This is a genomic window from Catenisphaera adipataccumulans (genome assembly GCF_014202755.1).
GTDB lineage: Bacteria > Bacillota_I > Bacilli_A > Erysipelotrichales > Erysipelotrichaceae > Catenisphaera > Catenisphaera adipataccumulans.
On the sequence record NZ_JACHHK010000001.1, the window covers coordinates 317,510 to 337,955 of the forward strand.

General features: G+C 50.8%; 21 protein-coding genes. 3 read left to right on the top strand and 18 right to left on the bottom strand.

All coding sequences use genetic code 11. The annotated features are described in order from the left end of the window. Positions 1 to 26 precede the first annotated feature (26 nt). Complete coding sequence (locus tag HNQ47_RS01755) at positions 27 to 734, bottom strand: PIN domain-containing protein (RefSeq protein WP_183326916.1); 708 nt, start codon at positions 732 to 734, stop codon at positions 27 to 29. Between the two features lie 28 nt (positions 735 to 762). On the opposite strand from HNQ47_RS01755, the gene HNQ47_RS01760 reads away from it, so the two are divergent. Further along, entirely contained in the window at positions 763 to 1,425 is a 663-nt protein-coding gene (locus tag HNQ47_RS01760; RefSeq protein ID WP_183326918.1) for a B3/B4 domain-containing protein, read from the top strand. 11 nt (positions 1,426 to 1,436) lie between these two features. On the opposite strand, the gene cls is transcribed toward HNQ47_RS01760, so the two are convergent. The 10 genes from cls to HNQ47_RS01810 are packed head-to-tail and all read right to left on the bottom strand — an operon-like array spanning position 1,437 to position 11,976. Then, positions 1,437 to 2,984, bottom strand: a complete 1,548-nt coding sequence (gene cls, locus HNQ47_RS01765) for a cardiolipin synthase (protein ID WP_221247928.1) — start codon at positions 2,982 to 2,984, stop codon at positions 1,437 to 1,439. A gap of 17 nt (positions 2,985 to 3,001) precedes the next feature. Beyond that, the gene (locus tag HNQ47_RS01770; protein ID WP_183326922.1) at positions 3,002 to 3,355 is read right to left on the bottom strand and encodes a zinc ribbon domain-containing protein; all 354 of its coding nucleotides are present in this window, start codon (positions 3,353 to 3,355) and stop codon (positions 3,002 to 3,004) included. A gap of 3 nt (positions 3,356 to 3,358) precedes the next feature. Beyond that, entirely contained in the window at positions 3,359 to 3,877 is a 519-nt protein-coding gene (yfcE, locus tag HNQ47_RS01775) for a phosphodiesterase (RefSeq protein WP_183326924.1), read from the bottom strand. A 47-nt stretch (positions 3,878 to 3,924) separates the two neighbouring features. Beyond that, complete coding sequence (locus HNQ47_RS01780; protein ID WP_183326926.1) at positions 3,925 to 4,419, bottom strand: COG2426 family protein; 495 nt, start codon at positions 4,417 to 4,419, stop codon at positions 3,925 to 3,927. Positions 4,420 to 4,474: 55 nt separating this feature from the next. After that, positions 4,475 to 5,695: a hypothetical protein gene (locus HNQ47_RS01785; RefSeq protein WP_183326928.1), complete on the bottom strand. Its 1,221-nt coding sequence runs from the start codon at positions 5,693 to 5,695 to the stop codon at positions 4,475 to 4,477. Between the two features lie 6 nt (positions 5,696 to 5,701). Then, positions 5,702 to 6,493: a hypothetical protein gene (locus HNQ47_RS01790; RefSeq protein WP_183326930.1), complete on the bottom strand. Its 792-nt coding sequence runs from the start codon at positions 6,491 to 6,493 to the stop codon at positions 5,702 to 5,704. 27 nt (positions 6,494 to 6,520) lie between these two features. After that, positions 6,521 to 7,264 (bottom strand): hypothetical protein, encoded by a 744-nt coding sequence (locus tag HNQ47_RS01795; RefSeq protein ID WP_183326932.1) that lies wholly within the window; start codon positions 7,262 to 7,264, stop codon positions 6,521 to 6,523. A 42-nt stretch (positions 7,265 to 7,306) separates the two neighbouring features. Continuing rightward, entirely contained in the window at positions 7,307 to 10,414 is a 3,108-nt protein-coding gene (locus HNQ47_RS01800; protein ID WP_183326933.1) for an AAA family ATPase, read from the bottom strand. Continuing rightward, positions 10,411 to 11,532 (bottom strand): exonuclease SbcCD subunit D, encoded by a 1,122-nt coding sequence (locus HNQ47_RS01805; protein ID WP_183326935.1) that lies wholly within the window; start codon positions 11,530 to 11,532, stop codon positions 10,411 to 10,413. Before HNQ47_RS01805 ends, HNQ47_RS01800 begins: the two co-directional genes overlap by 4 nt. Before the next feature lie 27 nt (positions 11,533 to 11,559). Further along, positions 11,560 to 11,976, bottom strand: a complete 417-nt coding sequence (locus HNQ47_RS01810; protein WP_183326937.1) for a DUF3284 domain-containing protein — start codon at positions 11,974 to 11,976, stop codon at positions 11,560 to 11,562. Between the two features lie 73 nt (positions 11,977 to 12,049). Between HNQ47_RS01810 and HNQ47_RS01815 the strand changes: the two genes are divergently transcribed. Continuing rightward, positions 12,050 to 14,872 (top strand): DEAD/DEAH box helicase, encoded by a 2,823-nt coding sequence (locus HNQ47_RS01815; protein ID WP_183326939.1) that lies wholly within the window; start codon positions 12,050 to 12,052, stop codon positions 14,870 to 14,872. 10 nt (positions 14,873 to 14,882) lie between these two features. Further along, complete coding sequence (locus HNQ47_RS01820) at positions 14,883 to 15,296, top strand: (deoxy)nucleoside triphosphate pyrophosphohydrolase (protein ID WP_183326941.1); 414 nt, start codon at positions 14,883 to 14,885, stop codon at positions 15,294 to 15,296. On the opposite strand, the gene HNQ47_RS01825 is transcribed toward HNQ47_RS01820, so the two are convergent. The 7 genes from HNQ47_RS01825 to fabD are packed head-to-tail and all read right to left on the bottom strand — an operon-like array spanning position 15,281 to position 20,445. Beyond that, the gene (locus tag HNQ47_RS01825; RefSeq protein WP_183326943.1) at positions 15,281 to 16,069 is read right to left on the bottom strand and encodes an ADP-ribosylglycohydrolase family protein; all 789 of its coding nucleotides are present in this window, start codon (positions 16,067 to 16,069) and stop codon (positions 15,281 to 15,283) included. The genes HNQ47_RS01820 and HNQ47_RS01825 overlap by 16 nt on opposite strands. A gap of 50 nt (positions 16,070 to 16,119) precedes the next feature. Beyond that, positions 16,120 to 16,800, bottom strand: a complete 681-nt coding sequence (locus tag HNQ47_RS01830) for a lysophospholipid acyltransferase family protein (RefSeq protein WP_183326945.1) — start codon at positions 16,798 to 16,800, stop codon at positions 16,120 to 16,122. Further along, entirely contained in the window at positions 16,787 to 17,128 is a 342-nt protein-coding gene (gene acpS, locus HNQ47_RS01835; RefSeq protein ID WP_183326947.1) for a holo-ACP synthase, read from the bottom strand. Before acpS ends, HNQ47_RS01830 begins: the two co-directional genes overlap by 14 nt. Next, a complete protein-coding gene (gene fabZ / locus HNQ47_RS01840; protein ID WP_183326949.1) occupies positions 17,125 to 17,559 on the bottom strand; it encodes a 3-hydroxyacyl-ACP dehydratase FabZ in 435 nt (144 codons plus the stop codon). Before fabZ ends, acpS begins: the two co-directional genes overlap by 4 nt. Before the next feature lie 2 nt (positions 17,560 to 17,561). Further along, positions 17,562 to 18,797 carry a beta-ketoacyl-ACP synthase II gene (fabF, locus tag HNQ47_RS01845; protein ID WP_183326951.1) on the bottom strand — a complete coding sequence of 412 codons (1,236 nt, stop codon included), beginning with the start codon at positions 18,795 to 18,797 and terminating at the stop codon, positions 17,562 to 17,564. 9 nt (positions 18,798 to 18,806) lie between these two features. Then, positions 18,807 to 19,541 carry a 3-oxoacyl-[acyl-carrier-protein] reductase gene (fabG, locus tag HNQ47_RS01850; protein WP_183326953.1) on the bottom strand — a complete coding sequence of 245 codons (735 nt, stop codon included), beginning with the start codon at positions 19,539 to 19,541 and terminating at the stop codon, positions 18,807 to 18,809. Further along, on the bottom strand, positions 19,534 to 20,445 hold the full coding sequence (gene fabD, locus HNQ47_RS01855) for an ACP S-malonyltransferase (RefSeq protein WP_183326955.1): 912 nt from the start codon (positions 20,443 to 20,445) through the stop codon (positions 19,534 to 19,536). Before fabD ends, fabG begins: the two co-directional genes overlap by 8 nt. Position 20,446 lies beyond the last annotated feature (1 nt).

The following is a 20,446-nucleotide window of genomic DNA, read 5'->3' on the forward strand; positions in this document are numbered from 1 at the left end:
GAGACGCTCTTCCTTTCTGCTTGATGTTACTTTGATGCTTTATGAATGTCCGGTTTCAATTGTTTATATAATTGTGAGCCTTCTTCGACGCCAAAGCTCTTGACCAGGTCGTTATGAATATCGGCCAGGTTGTTCAGATCCTCGCTCAAAAGGATCGAGCGAACTTTGGTGGCTTTGTCTTTCGGCATTTTCTGCCGCTTCACCATATCGGTCACGATTTGGTGCTTGTCATCCGCAACAGCCGGTAATTTCGAATCATCGGCTGAAGCCTGCGATGGCTTTTTTGTTTTTTCAGGTTTCGCTGCCGGTTTTGGCTGTGAAGCCTGCAGCTTCGCTTCGATCTCCCGTTGACTGATCCGCGATAATTTGATGCCGCGCTGGCACCAAAACTGTACGACCGGATCATATCCGGTATCGTTGGAAAAGATCACATAACGCGTTTTCGGAGCCGACTTCAACAAGTACCCTAAATAGCTGACCAATTGAAAGTCCAGCCCGTTTCGTCCCGTGTTGCATGCGACCATTTCAAACTCATTGGGATATTGACAGATGTACTTCATATCGGGATAGGAAATATACGGAGAATTCTCGGTATAAAACAGGAGAATACGATCGAGCTTGGTTTTGCGTTCCAGCAGAATGGTCCAGCTGGAGCCGATATTTTCGGTATCGACTAAAAAAACAGTTCGACTTTTCGTACGTGTTTCCTCCTCGTTGACATCAAGCACTTTCATTATATACAATTATCCACAGGAGGGAAACATGGAAGTTTATATTTCAAAAAAATTATCGGACCGCTGGCCGCAGACGCAGCTCGGTCTGGTCCGTTATGATGTCAGCGTCAAACCATCGGATCCAGCCATCCGGGCAGCTGTCGAAGCCGCATGCAAAGAAGCCGTTCCCGGCGATCAGATCAGTAAACTGCCGGCCGTGCATGAAACGCGTGAGGCCTATAAAGCATTCGGCAAAAGCCCGTCCAAATACCGCAATGCCGGCGAAGCCCTGCTGCGCCAGGTTGCCAAGAAACATACGCTGCCGGCAGTCAATGCCATCGTCGACCTGCAGAACAGCGTATCGATCATGACCGGTTATTCCATCGGTTCTTACGATATCGATCAGCTCGAAGGTCATGTGATATTCGATATCGCACCGGAGCCAAGCTCTTACCAGGACATTCATGGGCACAGCTTCAATATTGCGCACCTGCCGGTGCTGTACGACGAAACCGGCCCGTTCGGCAATCCGACACGGGACAGCGCCCGGGCCATGATCACGGAACAAAGCCGGCATATTTTGACCGTATTTTATGTTTTTGGCAGCGAAGATATCGCCGATGTCCTGCTCGGATTTGAAGATCTGCTCAAGCAGTACACCGATGCCGAACAAATCGAATTATCCATCGTGGATGTACCGCAGGCGGACTAGTTCCGCCTTTTTTAAAACATCGGACTGATCAGGCGCAGGATCGCCCACCACGTGCGCACCAGCACATTGACCGGCTGTCGGTACTTCTCGCTGACATCACGGGATTCTTCAAACATGTTTTCGAAATCTGCCTTAATGTCCTGAACGACATGGTTTTTGTACATGAACACGCCGTTTTCAAAATGCAGATACAGACTGCGGAAATCCAGGTTGATGGACCCGCAAGTGGCCGCCTCATCGTCGCTGACACACATTTTCACATGGCAGAATCCTGGTGTATATTCATAAATTTTCACCCCATGTTTGACCAGCTGACGATAATAAGAACGGGTCATCATATAGGTGATCTTTTTATCTGGGATGCCCGGGGTTACGATGCGCACATCCACACCGCGGGCGGCGGCCAGACAGAGAATGCGCGTCAGTTCATCCGTAATGACCAAATACGGCGTCACGAAATATACATAATGCTTCGCATTGTTTATGATATTCATGTAGACATCTTCCGCCAGATTCAGATTATCCAGCGGCATATCCGCATATGGCTGAATGTAGCCGTCACTGCCGACTTGTTCACTTTTGACCAAATATTGTTCCTCATTCACATCCGTGTCTTTGACCGCATTCCACATTTGTAAAAAGGTCAGCGTCAGACTATTGACCGCATCGCCGATCAAACGGACGCCGGTATCTTTCCAATAGCCATATGGATGCGTGATATTGAAATACTCATTAGCCAGATTGTATCCGCCGGTAAAACCGACCTTGCCGTCGATCACGGTGATCTTGCGATGATCGCGGTTGTTCATAAATACCAGCAGCAGCGGCATCACCGGGTTGAAATCCCGGCACTGGATACCGTGCTCTTCCATTTCCTTGATGAACTGCCGATTCAGAAAACCGATGCTGCCGACATCATCATAAAGGATGCGCACTTCCACGCCCTGTGCTGCCTTCTCATATAATATTGATTTCATGCCCGCAAAGGATTCTTTGTCTTCAATGGCATGATATTCCATGAAGATGAAATGTTCCGCTTTCCGCAGTGCCTGCTTCTGTGCTTCAAAGCCATCGGCTGCATTGTCATAATATTCCATCTGGGTATTTTGATAGACCGGATAACCGCCTTGTTCCCAGATCAGCCGGCTCTGATTAGCTGCCGCAATATCTTCCTGTTCCATCTGCGTCAGTACGTCCGGATCCTGGTGATACATCGGATCTAAACGGGCATCGATCTTCTCATAACGCACCCGCATCCGATGGTTGGAATTGGCCCGTCCCATCAGCGCATACATGACCAGACCGACGATCGGGAAAGCCATGATCAGAATGATCCAAGGCATTTTAAACTGAGAATTGGCATCTTTGCCATAGATCCACAATGCAACCAAAGCGGAGAAAAACGTAATGGCCAGCTGGACCTCGGTCGTATGATACACAAACGCGTTAAAGAAATTGATAATGTATGTAACCTGCAGTACGATCGCGATGGCCACAAGGACCAAACGAAGCACACTGTTCCGTACGGATGTTTTCTGCTCAACACGAACTCTCTCCATCTTCATTTTCCTTTCTTTTACAGGCGGCTGCCGCAGTACGGGCAGTATACATCCTGCTCATGCACCGGCCGATGACAATGCGGGCACACCCGCGGTACGTTCAGCGGTTCGACATCCGCTGCCGTGATCGACACGTCTTCGCCGCGTTCCAGGCGCTGCCCAACGGCCGGATCCAGCGCAAACGAACCGCCGCAGCACGTCGTCTGCACATAATACTCTTTCTTTCCTTTCCAGACCGGAATAAAAAACAAAACCAGCTGGTTATAACGGACAAAAACATGCATGGAGCCATAGCTGCCGCAATGAAAGCAGATCTGCGGCACCACAGCTATTTCCTTCTCCCGCGGAAAGAAACCTATCATGAAAAACATGGATCACTCCCAGATCTTTGTCTGATACACAGCACCAGTATTCAAATCTTTCCAGACAAACTTGTTGTCCTGCCAGATCATATAACTGTGTCGGCTGTCCTTTTTCGGGATCGACGTCGAACCCGGGTTCAACGTCGTATCCCAGGTTGGTACATGGGTATGGCCCTGCAGGTACAGATCGCCGTCCTGCAGTTCCGGCTTCGGTGTATGTCCATGGGATACATATAGGATATGACCATTATACGGAACAGCCATCGCCGGCAGCAGCGGGAAGTCCAGAACTTTTTGATCGATTTCGGCATCACAGTTGCCCCGGATGCAGAAAATTTTATCGGTCAGTCCATTTAGAAAAGATACGACCGTTTTTGGATCGTAATCCCGCGGCAGATCATTGCGCGGGCCGTGATATAAAATATCTCCCAGCAGCAGCAAGCGATCCGCTTGTTCCGTGCTGAAGGCCTCAATGGTCTTTTTACAATAATAAGCAGAGCCGTGAATATCGGATGCGATCATCCATTTCATATTGTTTCCTCCTTTTCAATTATAAAAAAAGACAAGATTGCTCCTGTCTATATTGCGCTTAATAATCCGTACGATAAAGCAGAAACAATGACGGTCGCCATCAGCACGCCGAGAAAAATTGCGACAGAGGCCCGCTTGATGTCCATTTCCAACAGACTGGCGATCAATGAGCCGGTCCAGGCACCGGTGCCCGGCAGCGGGATGCCCACAAAAAGCAGCAGGCCGATAAATTCTCCGTTGCTCATGTCCGAGCTTTTGTTCATGGCGCGTTTTTCCAGTTTTTCAATTTTTGGTTTCCACCATTTGAAACGTTTCAGCCATCGAAAGATCCGCTTAATAAACAGCAGAATAAACGGGATCGGCAAAATGTTTCCGATAATACAGATGGGAATCGCTTCCCAGATGTTGACTTTCAGCAATGATGCCACGATCAAGCCGCCGCGGCATTCCAGGATCGGCATCAATGATACGATAAAGATCACGGCTTTTGCCGATATATACTGTCCCAATGTGGACGCAAACCAAGTGGCAATTCCTTCCATAGTTCCTCCGTTAAAACACAACCATGATACCGAATTCCGTCAGGGATGTCAAAATCTACTCCTTGGCCAGGATCAATCCTTTTTCTACAAAATGCGGCGTATACAGTTTCCGGATCTGATTAGCATAACGGTTGTTTTCATTTTCAAACTTTTCATATTCAAACCGCAGGATCGCTTGGATCTCTTCCGAGGTACCGCGGTAATAGCTCATCATTTGTTCCAGCACGGCTCTGCCGATACGTACGGCTGTCCCTGTCGTTCCATCCGGCAGCTGGATCAACACCGTCTTGAGATCATAATGCGCTGCGCTCTTAAAATTCTGGACCGCCTGCACCTGATCTTTGACCGTCAGAGCCACGGGCGGCAAATCGGCCAGCCAGACCAGAAACAGCTGCGCAAACTGCACATCACGTCCATCTAATCCGCACGGTGACAGTGGGTTGACATCCACCATGCGCAGTTCCACATGGTCGACACCGTCGCTGCGCAGTGCCTGCAGACTATATGGTCCGGCCGGTTTCAGACGGATCGGATAATAGAGCTCCGCCGCTTCTTTCAATAAATCCTGATCGATATAACGCTGTATACTGTCGGCATAGGCATTGATATCGGTAAAATCAAAGATCGGCGTAAAGAAATTCCAGTAGCCCAGTTCGCTGCAGCGGACGCTGGCCATCCCATTGAAAAAGTCACTGCCGCAGACCCCCTTCTCGATATAAGACATATCGAGGATCGGACTGGCCGCCGTCAGGCAAGTCAGCACCCAGCCATAGACAAGCAGCTGTTTGGCCAGATCCAGATAAAAGCGGTCCTTCAGATCGCGGAATGATCCATTTTGATTTCGAAACCGCCGTTCTAAAACTGAACGGTCAAATGAATAGTTGACATGGATGCCGGAGAATGCCATCTTATAGCGGCCGTACCGCTGGGCCAGATGCTTGCGGTACTCGGTTTTCTCGGCGTGCTCCAGACCGAAATCCGCGATCGGGATATCGTATTGATTCCGGATATACGGCGGATTGGAAAACGGCCACAGGTATTCTCCCTGCTGTTTGAGCATCGTTTTCATCTCTAAGTTATACCGGCTCAATTCATTGATGGCCGACTGTGCATCCGGCCAAACAGATGTATTGATTTCCGGCTGACTTTCACTGAAGTCGCGGACGATATGCGGATCCGAGAACGGATGCGGTGTGCGGGCAATATACCCGCTTTCGTTGACCCGGAGATTTTCTTTCTCCAATCCGAACCATCCTTTAAGGTTTTCTTGATTCATACAGAATTAATAATACACGGTATTTCCATTTTCATCCACGTAACTGCCCGAATAGGTTGTCTGCGTCTGCTGACTGTACGGGATGTAGTTGCCGTTGGCATCGTAATAGCCATAGTTTGTATTGGCGTTATAGCTTGATGTTGTTGAATCGGTCGTTCCGGTCGTATTCGTGGTCGTATCGGTTGTTGCCGTTGTATCGGTTGTCGTCGTTGTATCCGCTGCTGTGCTCGTATCTTCGGTCGTTTCAGCTGCTTTGACAACGACCTTAAAGTTCTTTTCCGTTTTATTGCCCTGACCGTCTTCGGCTGTCACGGCCGCATCGTATTCACCGGCCGTCGCAAAGTCAACTTTCGATGTATCAAATGTCAGTTTTACACCGCTCAAGTCTTCGGCTGCAAAGTCCTGATTGAAATCGTGATCGGATTCACCATTTTCTACTTCTACGCTGGCCGGTGCCTTCGTGAATTCCGGTTTCTTCGTATCTTTGATATGGACCGTGATGGTGCCTTGTTCCGAACCCGCGGCATCGGTATAAGTGATCTTGACCTTATAGGTTCCCAAGGCCGCTATATCTTTATTGTCCTGCTGCTTGATCGATGAAGTATCGGCATGAAACTGATCGACATCCGCTTTGCCGAAAACATCAGCCTTCGTAATTTTGACGGCATCGCCGTATTCAAAGGTCAGGCTCTTGTGCTTGATTTCCGTTTTTTCGGCACCGGTCAAGCTGATCGCATAGACCATCAGCGCAATGGTTGCGACACCAAGTACTACGACTGCGATAATCTTATTCTTCATACTCATGATAAAATCCCCTTCCTATGATCATGAAACAGTGTGATCGATCGGGAAGATCCGCATCAGCCGTTCTAAACGCCGGATGGCTTTTTCATAAGCGGCAATTTCCTGATCCAATGCCTGTTTTTTCTCATCAATATCCTTTTCACTAGCTAAAATATATTTATATTGGTACGGTTTGTGATTTTTGATCAGCTGGATTTCCATATGCACACCGTGCATCTTGGATTTCAATTTATCCACCTGCAGATGATCCGGCTCCGGCTTCTCTGCCAGCATCGGATCCAGATGTTCTTTGACTTCTTCCATGCCCTGAAAATTATTGTCCAAGTAGCATGCCTGCAGATGCTTCCAAGCATCATTCAAGGCTTCGTCCGGATAGAGTTCCGGATGGATTTCAGGATGGATCCGGCGGGCATACGCGGCATAGGTCTCCTTGACGAACGCATCGTGCTTTTTCGATGTCAGCGGCATCTTCTGACAATATTCCAGTCGTTCCTGCAGATCATCCAGATGCCGGCGGGCATCCGCCATCACGACATCGACCGCTTCATCCATTTCATTTTGCCGGATCGGCTGGTGCGCATCGGTCCTGTTCTGGCAGTACTGCAGGCGATTCTGCGCTTCGCCGTACGCTGTCTTCAGCTGTTCCAGATGCAGGATCCGATCCCCAAATTCGATCATATATTCGATGTAGCTTCGGTTGGCTTCCTGGTTCATCGCATCCCTCTGCAGCACCAACTCGATATATTCCTGTTCTTGTTCTGTCATATTCAGTATTATAGCACGTGTACACCTTTCTGAGACAGAATATTAGCTGATTTGCCAGTGTACATGGCTGCCGTCACTGTCTTTGAAAACGATCAGCTGATCCTCGATTCCCTGCTTTAATTCCGTCACATGCGAGATGATGCCGATCTGACGGGTGCCTGCCATTTTCTGCAGGATGCGCACCGCCTGATCACGGGCATGATCATCCAGCGAACCGAATCCTTCGTCAATAAACAACATATCCAGATCGATGGAACCTTTTTCGGCCCGGATCGTATCCGCCATGCCCAATGCCAGTGAGAGCGCCGCCATGAAAGACTCGCCGCCCGATAAGGTGCTCACTTCCCGTTCCGCCTCGTTGACCGACGAATACACCATGAAATCCAGCCCGCGGTTCTTGCCGGTGCCGGCTTTGTCCAGATCGACCATCCGCAGTTCATAGGCACCGTCGGTCATTTCCCGAAAGCGTTCATTGGCTGCTTCCAGAATTTGTTCCAGATAAATTCGCTGTGCATAGGTTTCCAGATCCATGCGGGAGCCAGATACGTTGCCGGCCAGCTGTGCATACAGCTCCTGCAGCCGGCGATGTTTTTTCACCGCTTCTGCATTGCGGGATAAATCTGCTTCTAATTGTTGATGGATCCGATGGTTGTTTCGGCTCTGTTCCAATGCGTCATCCAATCTCTGACGCTGTTGTTCCCGTCGGCTGTCTGCCGTGATCATCCGCGCTTTTAATGCTTCCAGATCCGGGCGCACCTGTGCGCCGATCAGCCGATCCATTGCCTGGATCAATTCTTCAGCCTTGGCTTTGCGGACTTGATGATCATTGACGATCCGGCGGTTTTGTTCGACATCAGCTGGCGTAAAACGAGCGGCTGTTTCTTCCCAGTCGATCTGTCCTGTTCGTTTGATCAATTCATCCCGTTTCTGCAGCCGTTCTTGTTCCTCCTGACGGGCAGCCGGCCACGCTTTTTGATCACGTCCGATCAATGTCTGCAGCCGCTGCCATTCGTTTTGTGCCTGATCTGCCTGCCGTCTTGCCTCTGCGGCAGCCGCTGCTGCTTTGGCCTTTTGTTCCTGCGCTTTTTGTCGAACGGCTTCGGCAGCTGCCGGATTTTCAAATGTGTGATCCTCCTTCAGCATCTTCCGCTGCGTTTCTGCCTGCAGATATGCGTCGGCAGCCGTCTGCGCCGCCGTCTTGGCATCCGTCAGTTCCTGTTCCCGATCCGTTTTCAAACGTTCTGCTTCCTGCAGCCAGGCCTGCAGCTCTTTCAATTGTTTGATCTGCCGCATAAGCTGATCGCCGGCTTCTTGATTTTCCTTGGTTTTTTGTGTCAGCCTGGTTTCTGCCTGCTCCCCTTTCTGCAGATGCAGCGTTTGTTCCAAATCGGCATACAGCTGTTCGGCAGCCGCCGCGGCATCAGCTGCCTGCTGGGCAGCGGTCTGTGCCTGTTTCGCGGCCGCGCTCATGATCGCATTGCTTGCCTGTGCCTTTTTTTCCGCATCCTGCACGGCTTCACGCGATAGATCCTGCAGATCTTCCGGCAGATCACAAGGATGCGGATGATCGAGCGAACCGCAGACCGGACATGGTTTTCCTTCCTGCAGCGCTTCACGGGCCAGGATGCCTGCCTGCGCATCAAGAAAAGCAGTATGTAACGTTTGATACTGTTCGCTGCAGTTCTGCCAATCTTTACGGGACTTCAAATATTGATCCTGTGCTTTGGCGGCTGCTTGTTTCAAGGCGGCCGCCTCCGATTCTTTTTGTTTCCACTGTATATAGGCCTTCTGCAGCCGGTCCAATCGCTCGGTTTCATTCTGCCAGCGCGCATAGGCAGCCGGCACATCCTGCAGCTGGTCACGCTGCTTTGTCTTGGCTTGTATTTCTTTTTGCCAGGTTTCGTACCGTTCGATCTGGTTCTTGGCTTTACGCTGCGCTTCTTCATTCAAGCAACGGGTTTGTTCAAGTTTTTGATCAGCTTCCCGTATCTTTTGATCCATTTCCAAGTAGGCATTCACGATGCTGTCTGTACGCACACCGGCCTCATCGCAGATTTGTTTTGTTTCTTCCGCTTTCTGCAGCTGTTCCTGTGCCTGTTTCAAGGTGTTCTGCGCCTGCGGCAGTTTCGCCTGACATTCCTGCAGTTCCGTCTGCAGCTGATTAGTCTGGCGATGCTGATCTTGATAAAGCTGATCGAGCGTGCGGATGCGGAAGGCTTCATCTGCCTTATGGATCGTCACGGACATCTGCTGGATCGTTTTCTCCTGCTGTCGGCAGACTTCCAGCTCTTTTTCTGCTTCATCCCGGCTTGCGAATGATTTCTGCAGGTTTTCCGCTTTCGCATAGGCGCTGCGGGCCGCATCCCGTGTTGTTTCTGCTTGATGCAGAGCGGTTTCCGCCCGTGTCTGTTCCAATGCATCCCGGGTACATTGTTGTTCCAACTCTGCGAGAAAAGCCGTCATCATATCGGCATTCAGTTCTTGTTCCGACAACGCTTTGATCGATGCCTGCATTGCTTTATCCGTGGTCTGAACCTGATGCAGCGCTTCATGCCAGCGGCGGCGGATCGCTTGGATGGTTTCGTCTTCCGCATTTTTCCGTTTCTTCAGTTCATCGATCATTCTGCGGTATACATCGGTATGAAACAACTTTCGGAAGATCACCTTTCTTTCATCCGAAGAGGCCCGCAGCACATGGATAAATTCGCCCTGAGCGATCATCCCCACCTGCATGAATTGTTTCCGGTCCAGCCCGATAATTTCTTCGACTGTCCGATTGATTTCCCGGGTCTCGCACATCGTGCCGTCCGGCATCATCAAGGAAACCTTTTCCCGCTCCATGGTCGTTCCTTCACCACGCTTGTACGCGCGCAGATGACGAGGATGCCGATCGATCGTATATACTTTGCCTTTATCCTCAAAACGCAGCTCGACATATGGTTCGGTCTTCAGATCGGCGTACTGACTTTGAAAACGAGCGCCGGACCCATGTCCATACAGCGCAAAAACGATCGCATCAAAGATCGTCGTCTTGCCGGACCCTGTATCGCCGGTGATCAGAAAGAGATTTTGATTGGGTCTTCGAAAATCGATCGTTGTTTTTTTGCCGTAGGAGCCAAACGCCTGCATGGTCAGTAGTATGGGTTTCATGTATTTTCCTCCTGGACAGTATTGTATACGTCTTTCAGTATTTCTTTTTCGGCTTCATCAAGATCTGGTAAAAAATCACAAACCAATTCAAATGGATCGATTTCCGGCCGGCTGTGTATCGGTCGGTACAAGTGCGGCGGATCTGTGCGGCGGATCTCCAACAAATGCGGAAACGCCTGCCGCAGACGCGCCTGTTCATCAACATCCAGTGCCCTCTCAACGATCAATGACACATAATCATCGCTGGCCTGCGCTTCCAAAGATTCAACGGATCCGCTCAGCACGCGAACCTGACGCAGGGGATGCAGCGGCAGGACTGAAACCGAAATTTGCCCTTTTTCCTGCAGATCATAAACCACGATGCCTTTCTGCTGCCCGGCTTCGCTGACCGAAGCAGCCAACGGCGACCCACAGTAACGATGACAGTCATCTCCCAGGCGCATCGGTTTATGAATATGACCCAGCGCCGCGACGTCAAAAGCCTGCAGGATATGGCCGGCGATCGCATCAATGTTGCCGACAGTGCGCATCTCGGAATCGGCCCGCTCCACAGCTTCAGCCGGCATGCCGAACGGCAGATAAAACTGATGACTGACCAGCACATTGCGCTGTTTCAGATCAATGGCTGCCTTCTGGATCAATTCATTCACGGCTTCCTGATAAGTGCGCCCCTCGCCGACGATTTCCCGCACCATCGAGGGCTTCACAAACGGCAGCAGATAGAAGTTCACGGGGCCGTATGCATCGTGGAGCACGATCTTTTCGATGCTTTCTCCTTCATGCATCGGCGGTTTGCCGATCATATAAATATTCTGCTTCTGCAGCACCGGGCGGAAACTGTTGATGCGCGCCGCACTGTCGTGGTTGCCGCTGATCATCATCAGGACAGCCTGCGGGCAGGCTTCCTGCAGCAGGCGCACAAAATCATTGAACAAATCCACTGCTTTGGCCGGCGGCATTGCTTTATCATAGATATCACCGGCGATCAAGATCACATCCGGACATTCCTGCTGCGCATACTGTGCAATTTGGGTAAAAATGTATTGTTGGTCGTCCTGCAGATCATAGCTCATCAGTTTTAAACCAATGTGCAGGTCCGATAAATGAAAGAGTTTCATTGGTTCCCTCCTATAAAAAAGGGCAGCCTAGCTGCCTTTGAGTAAATGCTGTTCCATGCGCTTAAACAATTTACGCAGACGGCGTTTGGAGATCCGGTCCATCAGCTTGACCTGCCAATTGGAGTCCGGCTGCCCATCCAGCCGATGATAATGATCACGGTAGCGGATCCGGCAATGTTGGTCGTCCAAGGTTTCCAATTCATACGTAACCGTGATTTCCTCGGTCTCAGAACGAGATACCGAAGTATACAGATGATCCGTTTCAACCTCTTTGACACAAATCGTAAATTCCTTTCCGTCCTGGGTCTTTTTCTTATACGTATAGCCTTTGTGGATCGTTTTCGGGGCGATCTTCTTTCCGGTCGCCTGTTCGATGTCACCGGCCAGCGACTGCATCAGTTCCTGATAAAACCGTTTGGCCGGCACCCGCATTGTATATTCCATTTCCATGGTTCTATTGTAACACAGGTCAACAGGAATCATTGATCGATTTTCACAATCCGGGTACAATGGAACCATGGAAAGTATCTTTGTGAGCAATGATCCTCGCCGCGGTCAGAAAGTTCTCTCTGTGCTGGAAAACGAACTCAGCCGCTGCACCGCTTTTGAGATGAGCGTTGCCTTTATCACCCTGGGCGGCATCACGCCGCTGCTGCAGACCTTAAAAGAGCTGCAGGAAAATGGTATCCAAGGACGCATCCTGACCACAGATTATCTGCACTTCAGCGACCCGGCCGCTCTGGATAAACTAGACGCCATGGATAATGTGGAACTGCGCATGTATCGCTGCCAGGATTCAGTCGGCTTCCACACCAAGGGATATCTATTCCGTAACGGTCTGTCCATGCATATTCTGATCGGCAGTTCGAATCTGACCCAGTCTGCCCTGACCCGCAATAAGGAATGGAACACCGAAGTGCTGACGATCGGTGAAAGCGAATACGCCAAAAGCGTTGAGGACGAATTCCATACGTATTGGGAAGCGAAACAGACCCAGCCTTATGCGGCGGTCCGCACAGAATACCGCCAGGAATACTATGAACAGAAAAGAACGGCGCCAAAACCCGCACCCGTCAAACGGCTCGTGCCCAACACGATGCAGAAGGGCCTGATCCATCAGATCCTTAAAGCTAAACAGCGTCATGAACACAAAGGTCTGCTCATCTCCGCAACAGGTACCGGAAAAACCTATGCCGCCGCTTTTGCGATGCAGGAATTGAACGTCAAACACGTTCTGTTTCTTGTACACCGGGAACAAATTGCCCGGCAGGCCATGGCTTCCTTTCAAAATGTATTCAAAAACACCCGGACGTTCGGACTGCTGTCGGGACATGAAAAAAACTTTTCTGCCGAATATCTGTTTTCGACCATGCAGACGATGGCACAAAAGGACATCCGCTCCCGCTTCGATCCGGCTGCCTTTGATGTGATCATCATTGATGAAGTACATCGTGCCGGTGCTCCAAGCTATCAGACCATCATGAATTATTTCACGCCGGCATACTGGCTGGGCATGAGTGCCAGTCCGGAACGGACCGACGGCTTTGATATCTACCAGCTGTTTGATCATCATATCTTGTACGAGATCCGTCTTCAGCAGGCATTGGAAGAGGATTTTCTCTGTCCTTTTCATTATTTCGGCATCCGCGATCTGGAACTGGACGGCCGCACGATCGATGATACGTCGACCTTCGCCGCCCTGACCGATGACCTGCGCGTCGACTATATCCTGAAACAAGCTGCCTACTACGGCTATTCCGGAGCCCGGGTCAAGGGCCTGATATTCTGCCGGACGGTAGCAGAAGCCAAAGCGCTGTCCGCAAAATTCAACGCCCGCGGTCTGCGCACCGAAGCGCTGTCCGGCGAAGATCCTCAGGAATATCGCGAAACTTGTATCCGCCGGCTGACTCAGGAAGAACTTGAAGATCATCTGGACTATCTATTCAGTGTCGATATTTTCAATGAAGGTGTGGATATTCCGGAAATCAATCAAGTGATCTTGCTGAGGCCGACGCAAAGCGTGGTCATTTTTGTGCAGCAGCTGGGCCGCGGTCTGCGAAAAGCGAAAGGCAAAGAATTTGTAGTCGTCATTGATTTTATCGGCAACTATAAAAACAATTTTATGATCCCGATGGCACTGTCCGGCGACCGCTCATACAATAAGGATACCGTACGGCATTATCTGCAGGAAGGCAGCCGCATCATTCCCGGCAGTTCAACGCTGCATTTCGATCCGATCACGCGCCAGCGGATCTATGAATCCATCGATATGGCGAATTTCAATGATCTGCGCCTGATCAAAGAAGCCTATCAGCAGCTGCGGTTTAAACTGGGACGGATCCCGGACCTGAAAGATTTCGATATTTACGGGGCGATCGATCCGATCCGGATCTTCGACCAGAACTCATTGGGATCCTATCATTGTTTTCTGAAAAAATACGAAAAAGCATACAAGACCCGGTTCACTCCGCTGCAGGAACATATCCTGGAATTTTTATCCCGCAAATTCGGCGCCGGCAAACGTCCGCATGAACTCATTTTAGTGAAATATGCACTAGCCGGATCCAACCAACTGATCCGCGATACGTTTCACAGACTGCGCGATCAATATCAAATCGAAACGGATGACAGGACCCGCATCAATCTGGTCAACCTGATGACGAACAACTTTGCTTCTGGTTCGGCAAAAAATCGATATGCGGACTGTATTCTGATCCAAGAATGCGGCAGTGATTATTGTGCATCCGATGCCTTTGCCCAAGCGCTGAACGATCCATCATTCCGGCAGGAAGTATCGGATCTGGTCGAATTCGGGCTGCACCGATGCCGCCAAAAATACGCCGAGCGTTACGAAAACACTTCGTTCTGCCTCTACGCAAAATACACTTATGAAGATGTCTGCCGTCTGCTGGAGTGGGAAAAGAACCAGGTGCCGTTAAATATCGGCGGCTATAAATACGATGAACGAACGAAGACCTACCCCGTCTTCATCAACTATGATAAAGAAGATGACATTGCGGCAACGATCAAATATGCCGACCGGCTGCTTGCGCCCGACCGGCTGCTCGCATTGTCCAAATCCAACCGCACGGAAGCTTCTGAAGATGTGCAGATCGCATTACATGCAAAGAAGCTCGGCGTGCAGATGGACCTGTTCATCCGTAAAAACAAAAACGATGCCAACACCGCAAAAGAATTCTATTATATGGGCAAGATCCAGGCAACAGGACACTGCCATGAAATCATGATGCCCGGCACGGATGCCAAAGCGGTGGAAATCGAATACAAGCTGAAAACACCGATACAAGATGATCTATACGATTATATCGTCAACAGATAAGGAGACAGAAATGAAATTCATTCATGTAGCAGCTGCTATCATTCAAAAAGACGGCCGTATCTTTGCCACCCAGCGCGGATATGGTGCATTCAAGGATGGCTGGGAGTTTCCCGGCGGCAAGATCGAGCCAGGAGAAAGTGCCCCGGCTGCTTTGAAACGGGAGATCAAAGAAGAGCTGGACACCGACATCAATGTCGGTGAGCTGTGCGCCGTTTCGGAATACGACTATCCGGATTTTCATATCTCTATGGAGTGCTACTGGTGCACCGTTCAGTCCGGCCATCTAAGCTTGCTGGAGCATGAAGATGCCCGCTGGCTGCCGGCCGATCAGCTTGAGGAAGTCAACTGGCTGCCGGCCGATGCACAGATCCTCGATCAAGTGAAAAAAGGCATGAAAAAAGCCGGTGATCAGCCGGCCAAATAAGATTCAAAATCCTTCAGGATCTTGGTCAGACGAGGATCCAGATACTGCGTCGCCTGCTCGCGCAAGGCCGATGGAATACCATAATATGCCTCTGCCAGACCGCCGGCGATCGCCGCCAGTGTATCACTGTCGCCGCCGATAGAAATCGCATTGCGGATCGTATCCTCAAAGTCCTTCGCTTCGAAAAAAGCTTCCAACGCCTGCGGTACCGAACCTTGGCACGAGACATCAAATGTATAACTCGGTCGAATTTCATCCAACGTAAAGTTCAATGGATAATAGGACGCCGTGATCCAATCACGGATGTCCTTTTTTGATGCGCTGTGTCGGGCCAAATAGATAGAACCAGCGACAGCTTCCGCAGCCTTCAGTGCTTCCGGATGATCATGCGTGACGGCTGTAACGGCATAGGCAAACTGTTTTGCCTGTACCATGGATCGAGATGCATCCCCGACGGCACTGATCCGCATGGCTGCGCCGTTGCCGAAACTATGATACGGCTGCGGATCCTTTTCCATGAGCCAGCGTGCAAACCGGCCGCCGTATCCGGCAGAAGGATACAGTCGTCCCAGCTGCTGCATGGAACAAACCGCATGCGCTGCCAGATCTTTGCCATCCGGCCGGCTGTCAAGAATGGCTTGGGCAACCGCCAGGGTCATGATACTGTCATCGGTCGGCCGGCAGTCCTTTGTAAATAATTCAAAATCTTTCGCTTTATAGTTCTGCCATTCAAAGCGGGATCCGCAAATATCACCAATGATCGCTCCGAGCATGTTCTCCCTCCTTTTTTTCCATTATAACGAAAAAAGCCGTCAGCTGACGGCTAATGTTCGATATATTGTTCGATTTTCGCCTGCACGTACAGACGCAGCTGCGCTTCATCTTTCTCCCGGTAGTCCTGATACGTGATCGGTGTGCCATAATGGATCTTCAGCACACGGTGCGCTTCTTTAGCACCGCCCAGATCATATGCAAAGTTCAGTGTCACCGGTACAATGGTCGCCCGGCTCATTACCGCGGCCTGCAGGGAATTTTTTTTGAACGGATTCATCTGATCGCTTTTGGATCGGGTGCCTTCCGCAAACAGCAGAAGGTTCTTGCCGGCTCTTAAATAACGCATCGTTTCCCGCAGCATATGTACATTGCCTTCGCGGGTTTCGCGGTCGAAATGGATCGACTGAATATCGGTCGCCCAACGGCCCAGCAGCGGCAATGATTCATTCTCTTTCTTAGAAATAAAGCTCAGCGGCACCGGGCACGAAGCCAAGATCAGCACCGGGTCCAATGTTCCCTGATGATTGCTGACGAACAGCACGCCGTGTTTATCTTCCGCATTTTCCAAGCCGGATACTTTCAGCCGATAGCCCATCGCATCCAAAGCCCGGCGGGACCATACCTGACAACGGGCATAGGCCGTCTCTAAATCAACATGTTCGTATTTTTTACTGTCTCTGTAGCAAGCCGGAACCTGCGGCAGACAACGGATAATTTTACTGATTCTCATGATCCCTCTCCCTTTCCAGCACGACCATCGCGATGGCCGTCTCTTTTTCATGAGCAATCGAAATCCAGACACGGTACCCGGGCAGCGTTATATGCGGTGCCCCGTCGGCATCGTTCAGAATTTCATAATCCCGGATGCGGCCGGTCTGACCGGCTTTGATCAGCGCTTCTTTGGCGGCAAACCGACCAGCCAGATACGTTGTTTTCGCTTTGCCTTTCCGGTTATATTCCGCCTGCTCCCGTTCGGTCAATATCCGATCGGCCAGACGTTGTTCATCCGCACGGATGCGGTTGATATCGACAATATCACAGCCGATGCCGACGATCATTTTCCTGCATCCTGCAAAGCACACATGATCTCACCCTGGGCAACGGTTTTGCCCTCGACCGTAGCTTTGACATCCGCAAACGTAAGCATGGCTTTCTGTTTCGTGAAGGTCACCTCTAAACGCATCTGATCGCCGGGGATCACCTGACCGCGGAACCGCATCTTATTGATGCCCGCGAACAGCGCCAGTTTCCCGCGGTTTTCTTCCTTAGAAAGCAGCAGCACGGCCCCGGTCTGCGCCAGCGCTTCGACGATCAGTACACCAGGCATGACATGATACTGCGGAAAGTGACCTAAAAACTGCATTTCATTGGCGGTGACACATTTTGTGCCGACAATCTTGTCTTCGCTCATCTCTTCGATGCGGTCCACAAGCAAGAACGGATACCGATGCGGCAGAATTTCCTGGATTTGATTGGAATTGTATACCATGATCATTCTCCCTTCTTGAAAATCAAAGAAATATTGTGACCGCCGAAGCCAAGCGAATTGCTCATCGCATAGTGCAGTTCCTGCCGGCGGTTTTCATTCGGCACAATATCCAGATCACAGTCTTCATCCGGCTTTTCATAGTTGATCGTCGCCGGGATCAGGCCCTGCTCCAGCGCCTTTACACAGATGACGGCTTCCACGGCGCCCGATGCCCCCAGTAGATGCCCGGTGTTGGACTTTGTACTGGACATGGCCAGTTTATAGGCATGATCCTTGAATACGTTTTTCACCGCTAACGTTTCGGTTTTATCGTTCAAGGATGTGCTGGTGCCGTGCGCGTTGATATAATCGATCGCTTCCGGTTTCAATCCGGCACTTTCCAGCGCCCGTTCCATGGCCAGTGCCGCGCCGCGTCCTTCACTGTCCGGTGCGGTGATATGATAGGCATCGCAGGAAGCCCCATAACCGACAATTTCACCATAGATCGAAGCGTTTCTGGACTGGGCATGTTCCAACGTTTCCAGGATCAGGATGCCGGCACCTTCGCCCATCACAAATCCGCTGCGTTCGCTGTCAAACGGGATCGAGGCCCGCTTTGGATCCGTTCCCGTATGCAGAGCACGCATCGCCTGGAACCCGGACATGGCCAAAGGCGTAATGGTCGCTTCGCTGCCGCCGGCGATCATGACATCTTCCAACCCGTTCTGCAGACGCAGGAAGGCATCGCCGATCGCATTGCTTCCGGCTGCACAGGCAGAAACGGTACACGACACGTAGCCATGTGCGTCATAATCAATGGCCACCTGGCCGGCAGCTAAGTTGGATAAGGTCATCGGAATGAAGTACGGTGAGATACGGGACGGCCCGCGCTCCGCTAAAATGCCGCTGGATTTTTCCACGGTTTCAAAACCGCCGATCCCTGAACCGATCAAAACGCCGAAACGGTCATGATCGAAATCCGCTGTCTCGAGGCCGGCATCCTGCATGGCCTGCTTTGCGGCAATGCGCGCAAACTTCGTAAAACGATCGTTGAATTTCAATTCTCGTTTGGTAAAATAGGCTTCCATATCCAGGTCTTTGACTTCTCCGGCCAGTTTGACCTTGAAGTCGGCCGTATCAAAGTGGGTGATCGGCGCAATACCACAGACATGGTTTTCGATTCCCTGCCACAATTCGCTGACATCGTTGCCAATTGGGCTGACGGCTCCTAAGCCGGTTATCACTACTCTATGTTTCATATTGATCTCCTACATCCACATGCCGCCGTTGACATGGATCACCTGTCCAGTGATGTATGTGCTGTCGGCGCCCGCCAGAAACAAAGCCGTCTTGGCAATGTCTTCCGGCGTTCCGAAACGACGCATCGGGATTTCTCCTAACATTTGTTTCTTCACATCTTCCGGCAGTTTGGCCGTCATTTCCGTATCGATAAAGCCAGGCGCGATCGCATTGACGCGGATATTCCGGCTGGCCAGTTCTTTCGCCAATGATTTTGTCAAGCCGATCAAACCGGCTTTGGCCGCCGCGTAGTTGCATTGGCCGGCATTGCCGATGACTCCGACGATACTGCTCATATTGATGATCGATCCGGATTTCTGCCGAAGCATCAAACGGCCTGCTTCCTTGCTGACGAGGAAAGCACCTTTTAAATTGACGTTGAGCACCTGATCAAAATCTGCTTCCGTCATCCGGAGCATCATACCGTCACGGTTGATCCCGGAATTGTTGATGAGGACATCCAGACGGCCGTACTGTTTTTTGACGGTCTGGAACATCGCACGCACTCCTTCGTTGTCGGCAACATCCGCCTGGATCATCATCGATTCCGGACTGTATGTCTGCACTTGAGCAAGGGTCGCTTCTGCGGCTTCTTGATTGCCGCGATAGTTCACGATCACGGTATAACCAGCTCTCGCAAAAGCCAAAGCCATGGCCTTGCCGATGCCGCGGGACGAACCGGTAATTAATACGATCTTAGACATGCGGCAGCACCTCCAGATCTTCCACACGGTCGATCGAGTATACCTGTACATCCGGTGCAGTCTGTTTGACCAACTTACTTAAAGTATGGCCCGGTCCGATCTCGATAAAGGTATCGACGCCGTGTGCTTTCATATATTCGATCGTCTGGGTAAACCGGACACTGCTGCACATCTGGGCAGAAAGCAGTTCCGGCAGCGGACGTGTTTCTTCCTGACCGCTGACATTGAAAACCACCTTGACATGACGCGGCCGGAAATGCACTTGATTCAAATCGTTCAAGAACTTACGGCTGGCTTCTTTCAGCAGCGGCGAATGAAAAGCCCCGCTGACTTTTAACGGAATGACCCGCATCTTCTGCTTTTCCAAAAGCTCCTTTGCTTCGCTGCAGGCACCGACCGTGCCGGTGATCACGATTTGTTTCGGTGAATTGTAGTTGGCAATGGTGCAGATTTCCGCATCATGCGTCACTTCCTGACAAACTTGTTCAATGACTTTGACATCCGGGCGGATGACTGCCATCATCGTTGTTGTACCGGCCGGCAATGCTTCGGCCATGATCAAGCCGCGTTTGCGTACCAACGGCAATACCTGATCAACGCTCATCGCACCGGCATAGGTCAGTGCTGTATATTCTCCCAGACTAAGGCCTGCCGTGTATTCGGCGTGAATATTTAATTCATTGAGCACGGCCGCAATGGCCAGTGAAGTGGCCGCTACACAGCTTTGGGTATACGCTGTATCCTGCAGTTTTTCTTTCGGACCGTTGAAGCAGACGTCTTTGACATCAAAATCCATATGGATCTGGTCGTAAACAGAACGGGCACTCGGATACTTTTCGTAGAAGTCCTTGCCCATACCGACATATTGGGATCCTTGTCCCGCAAACAGAAACGCTGTTGTCATA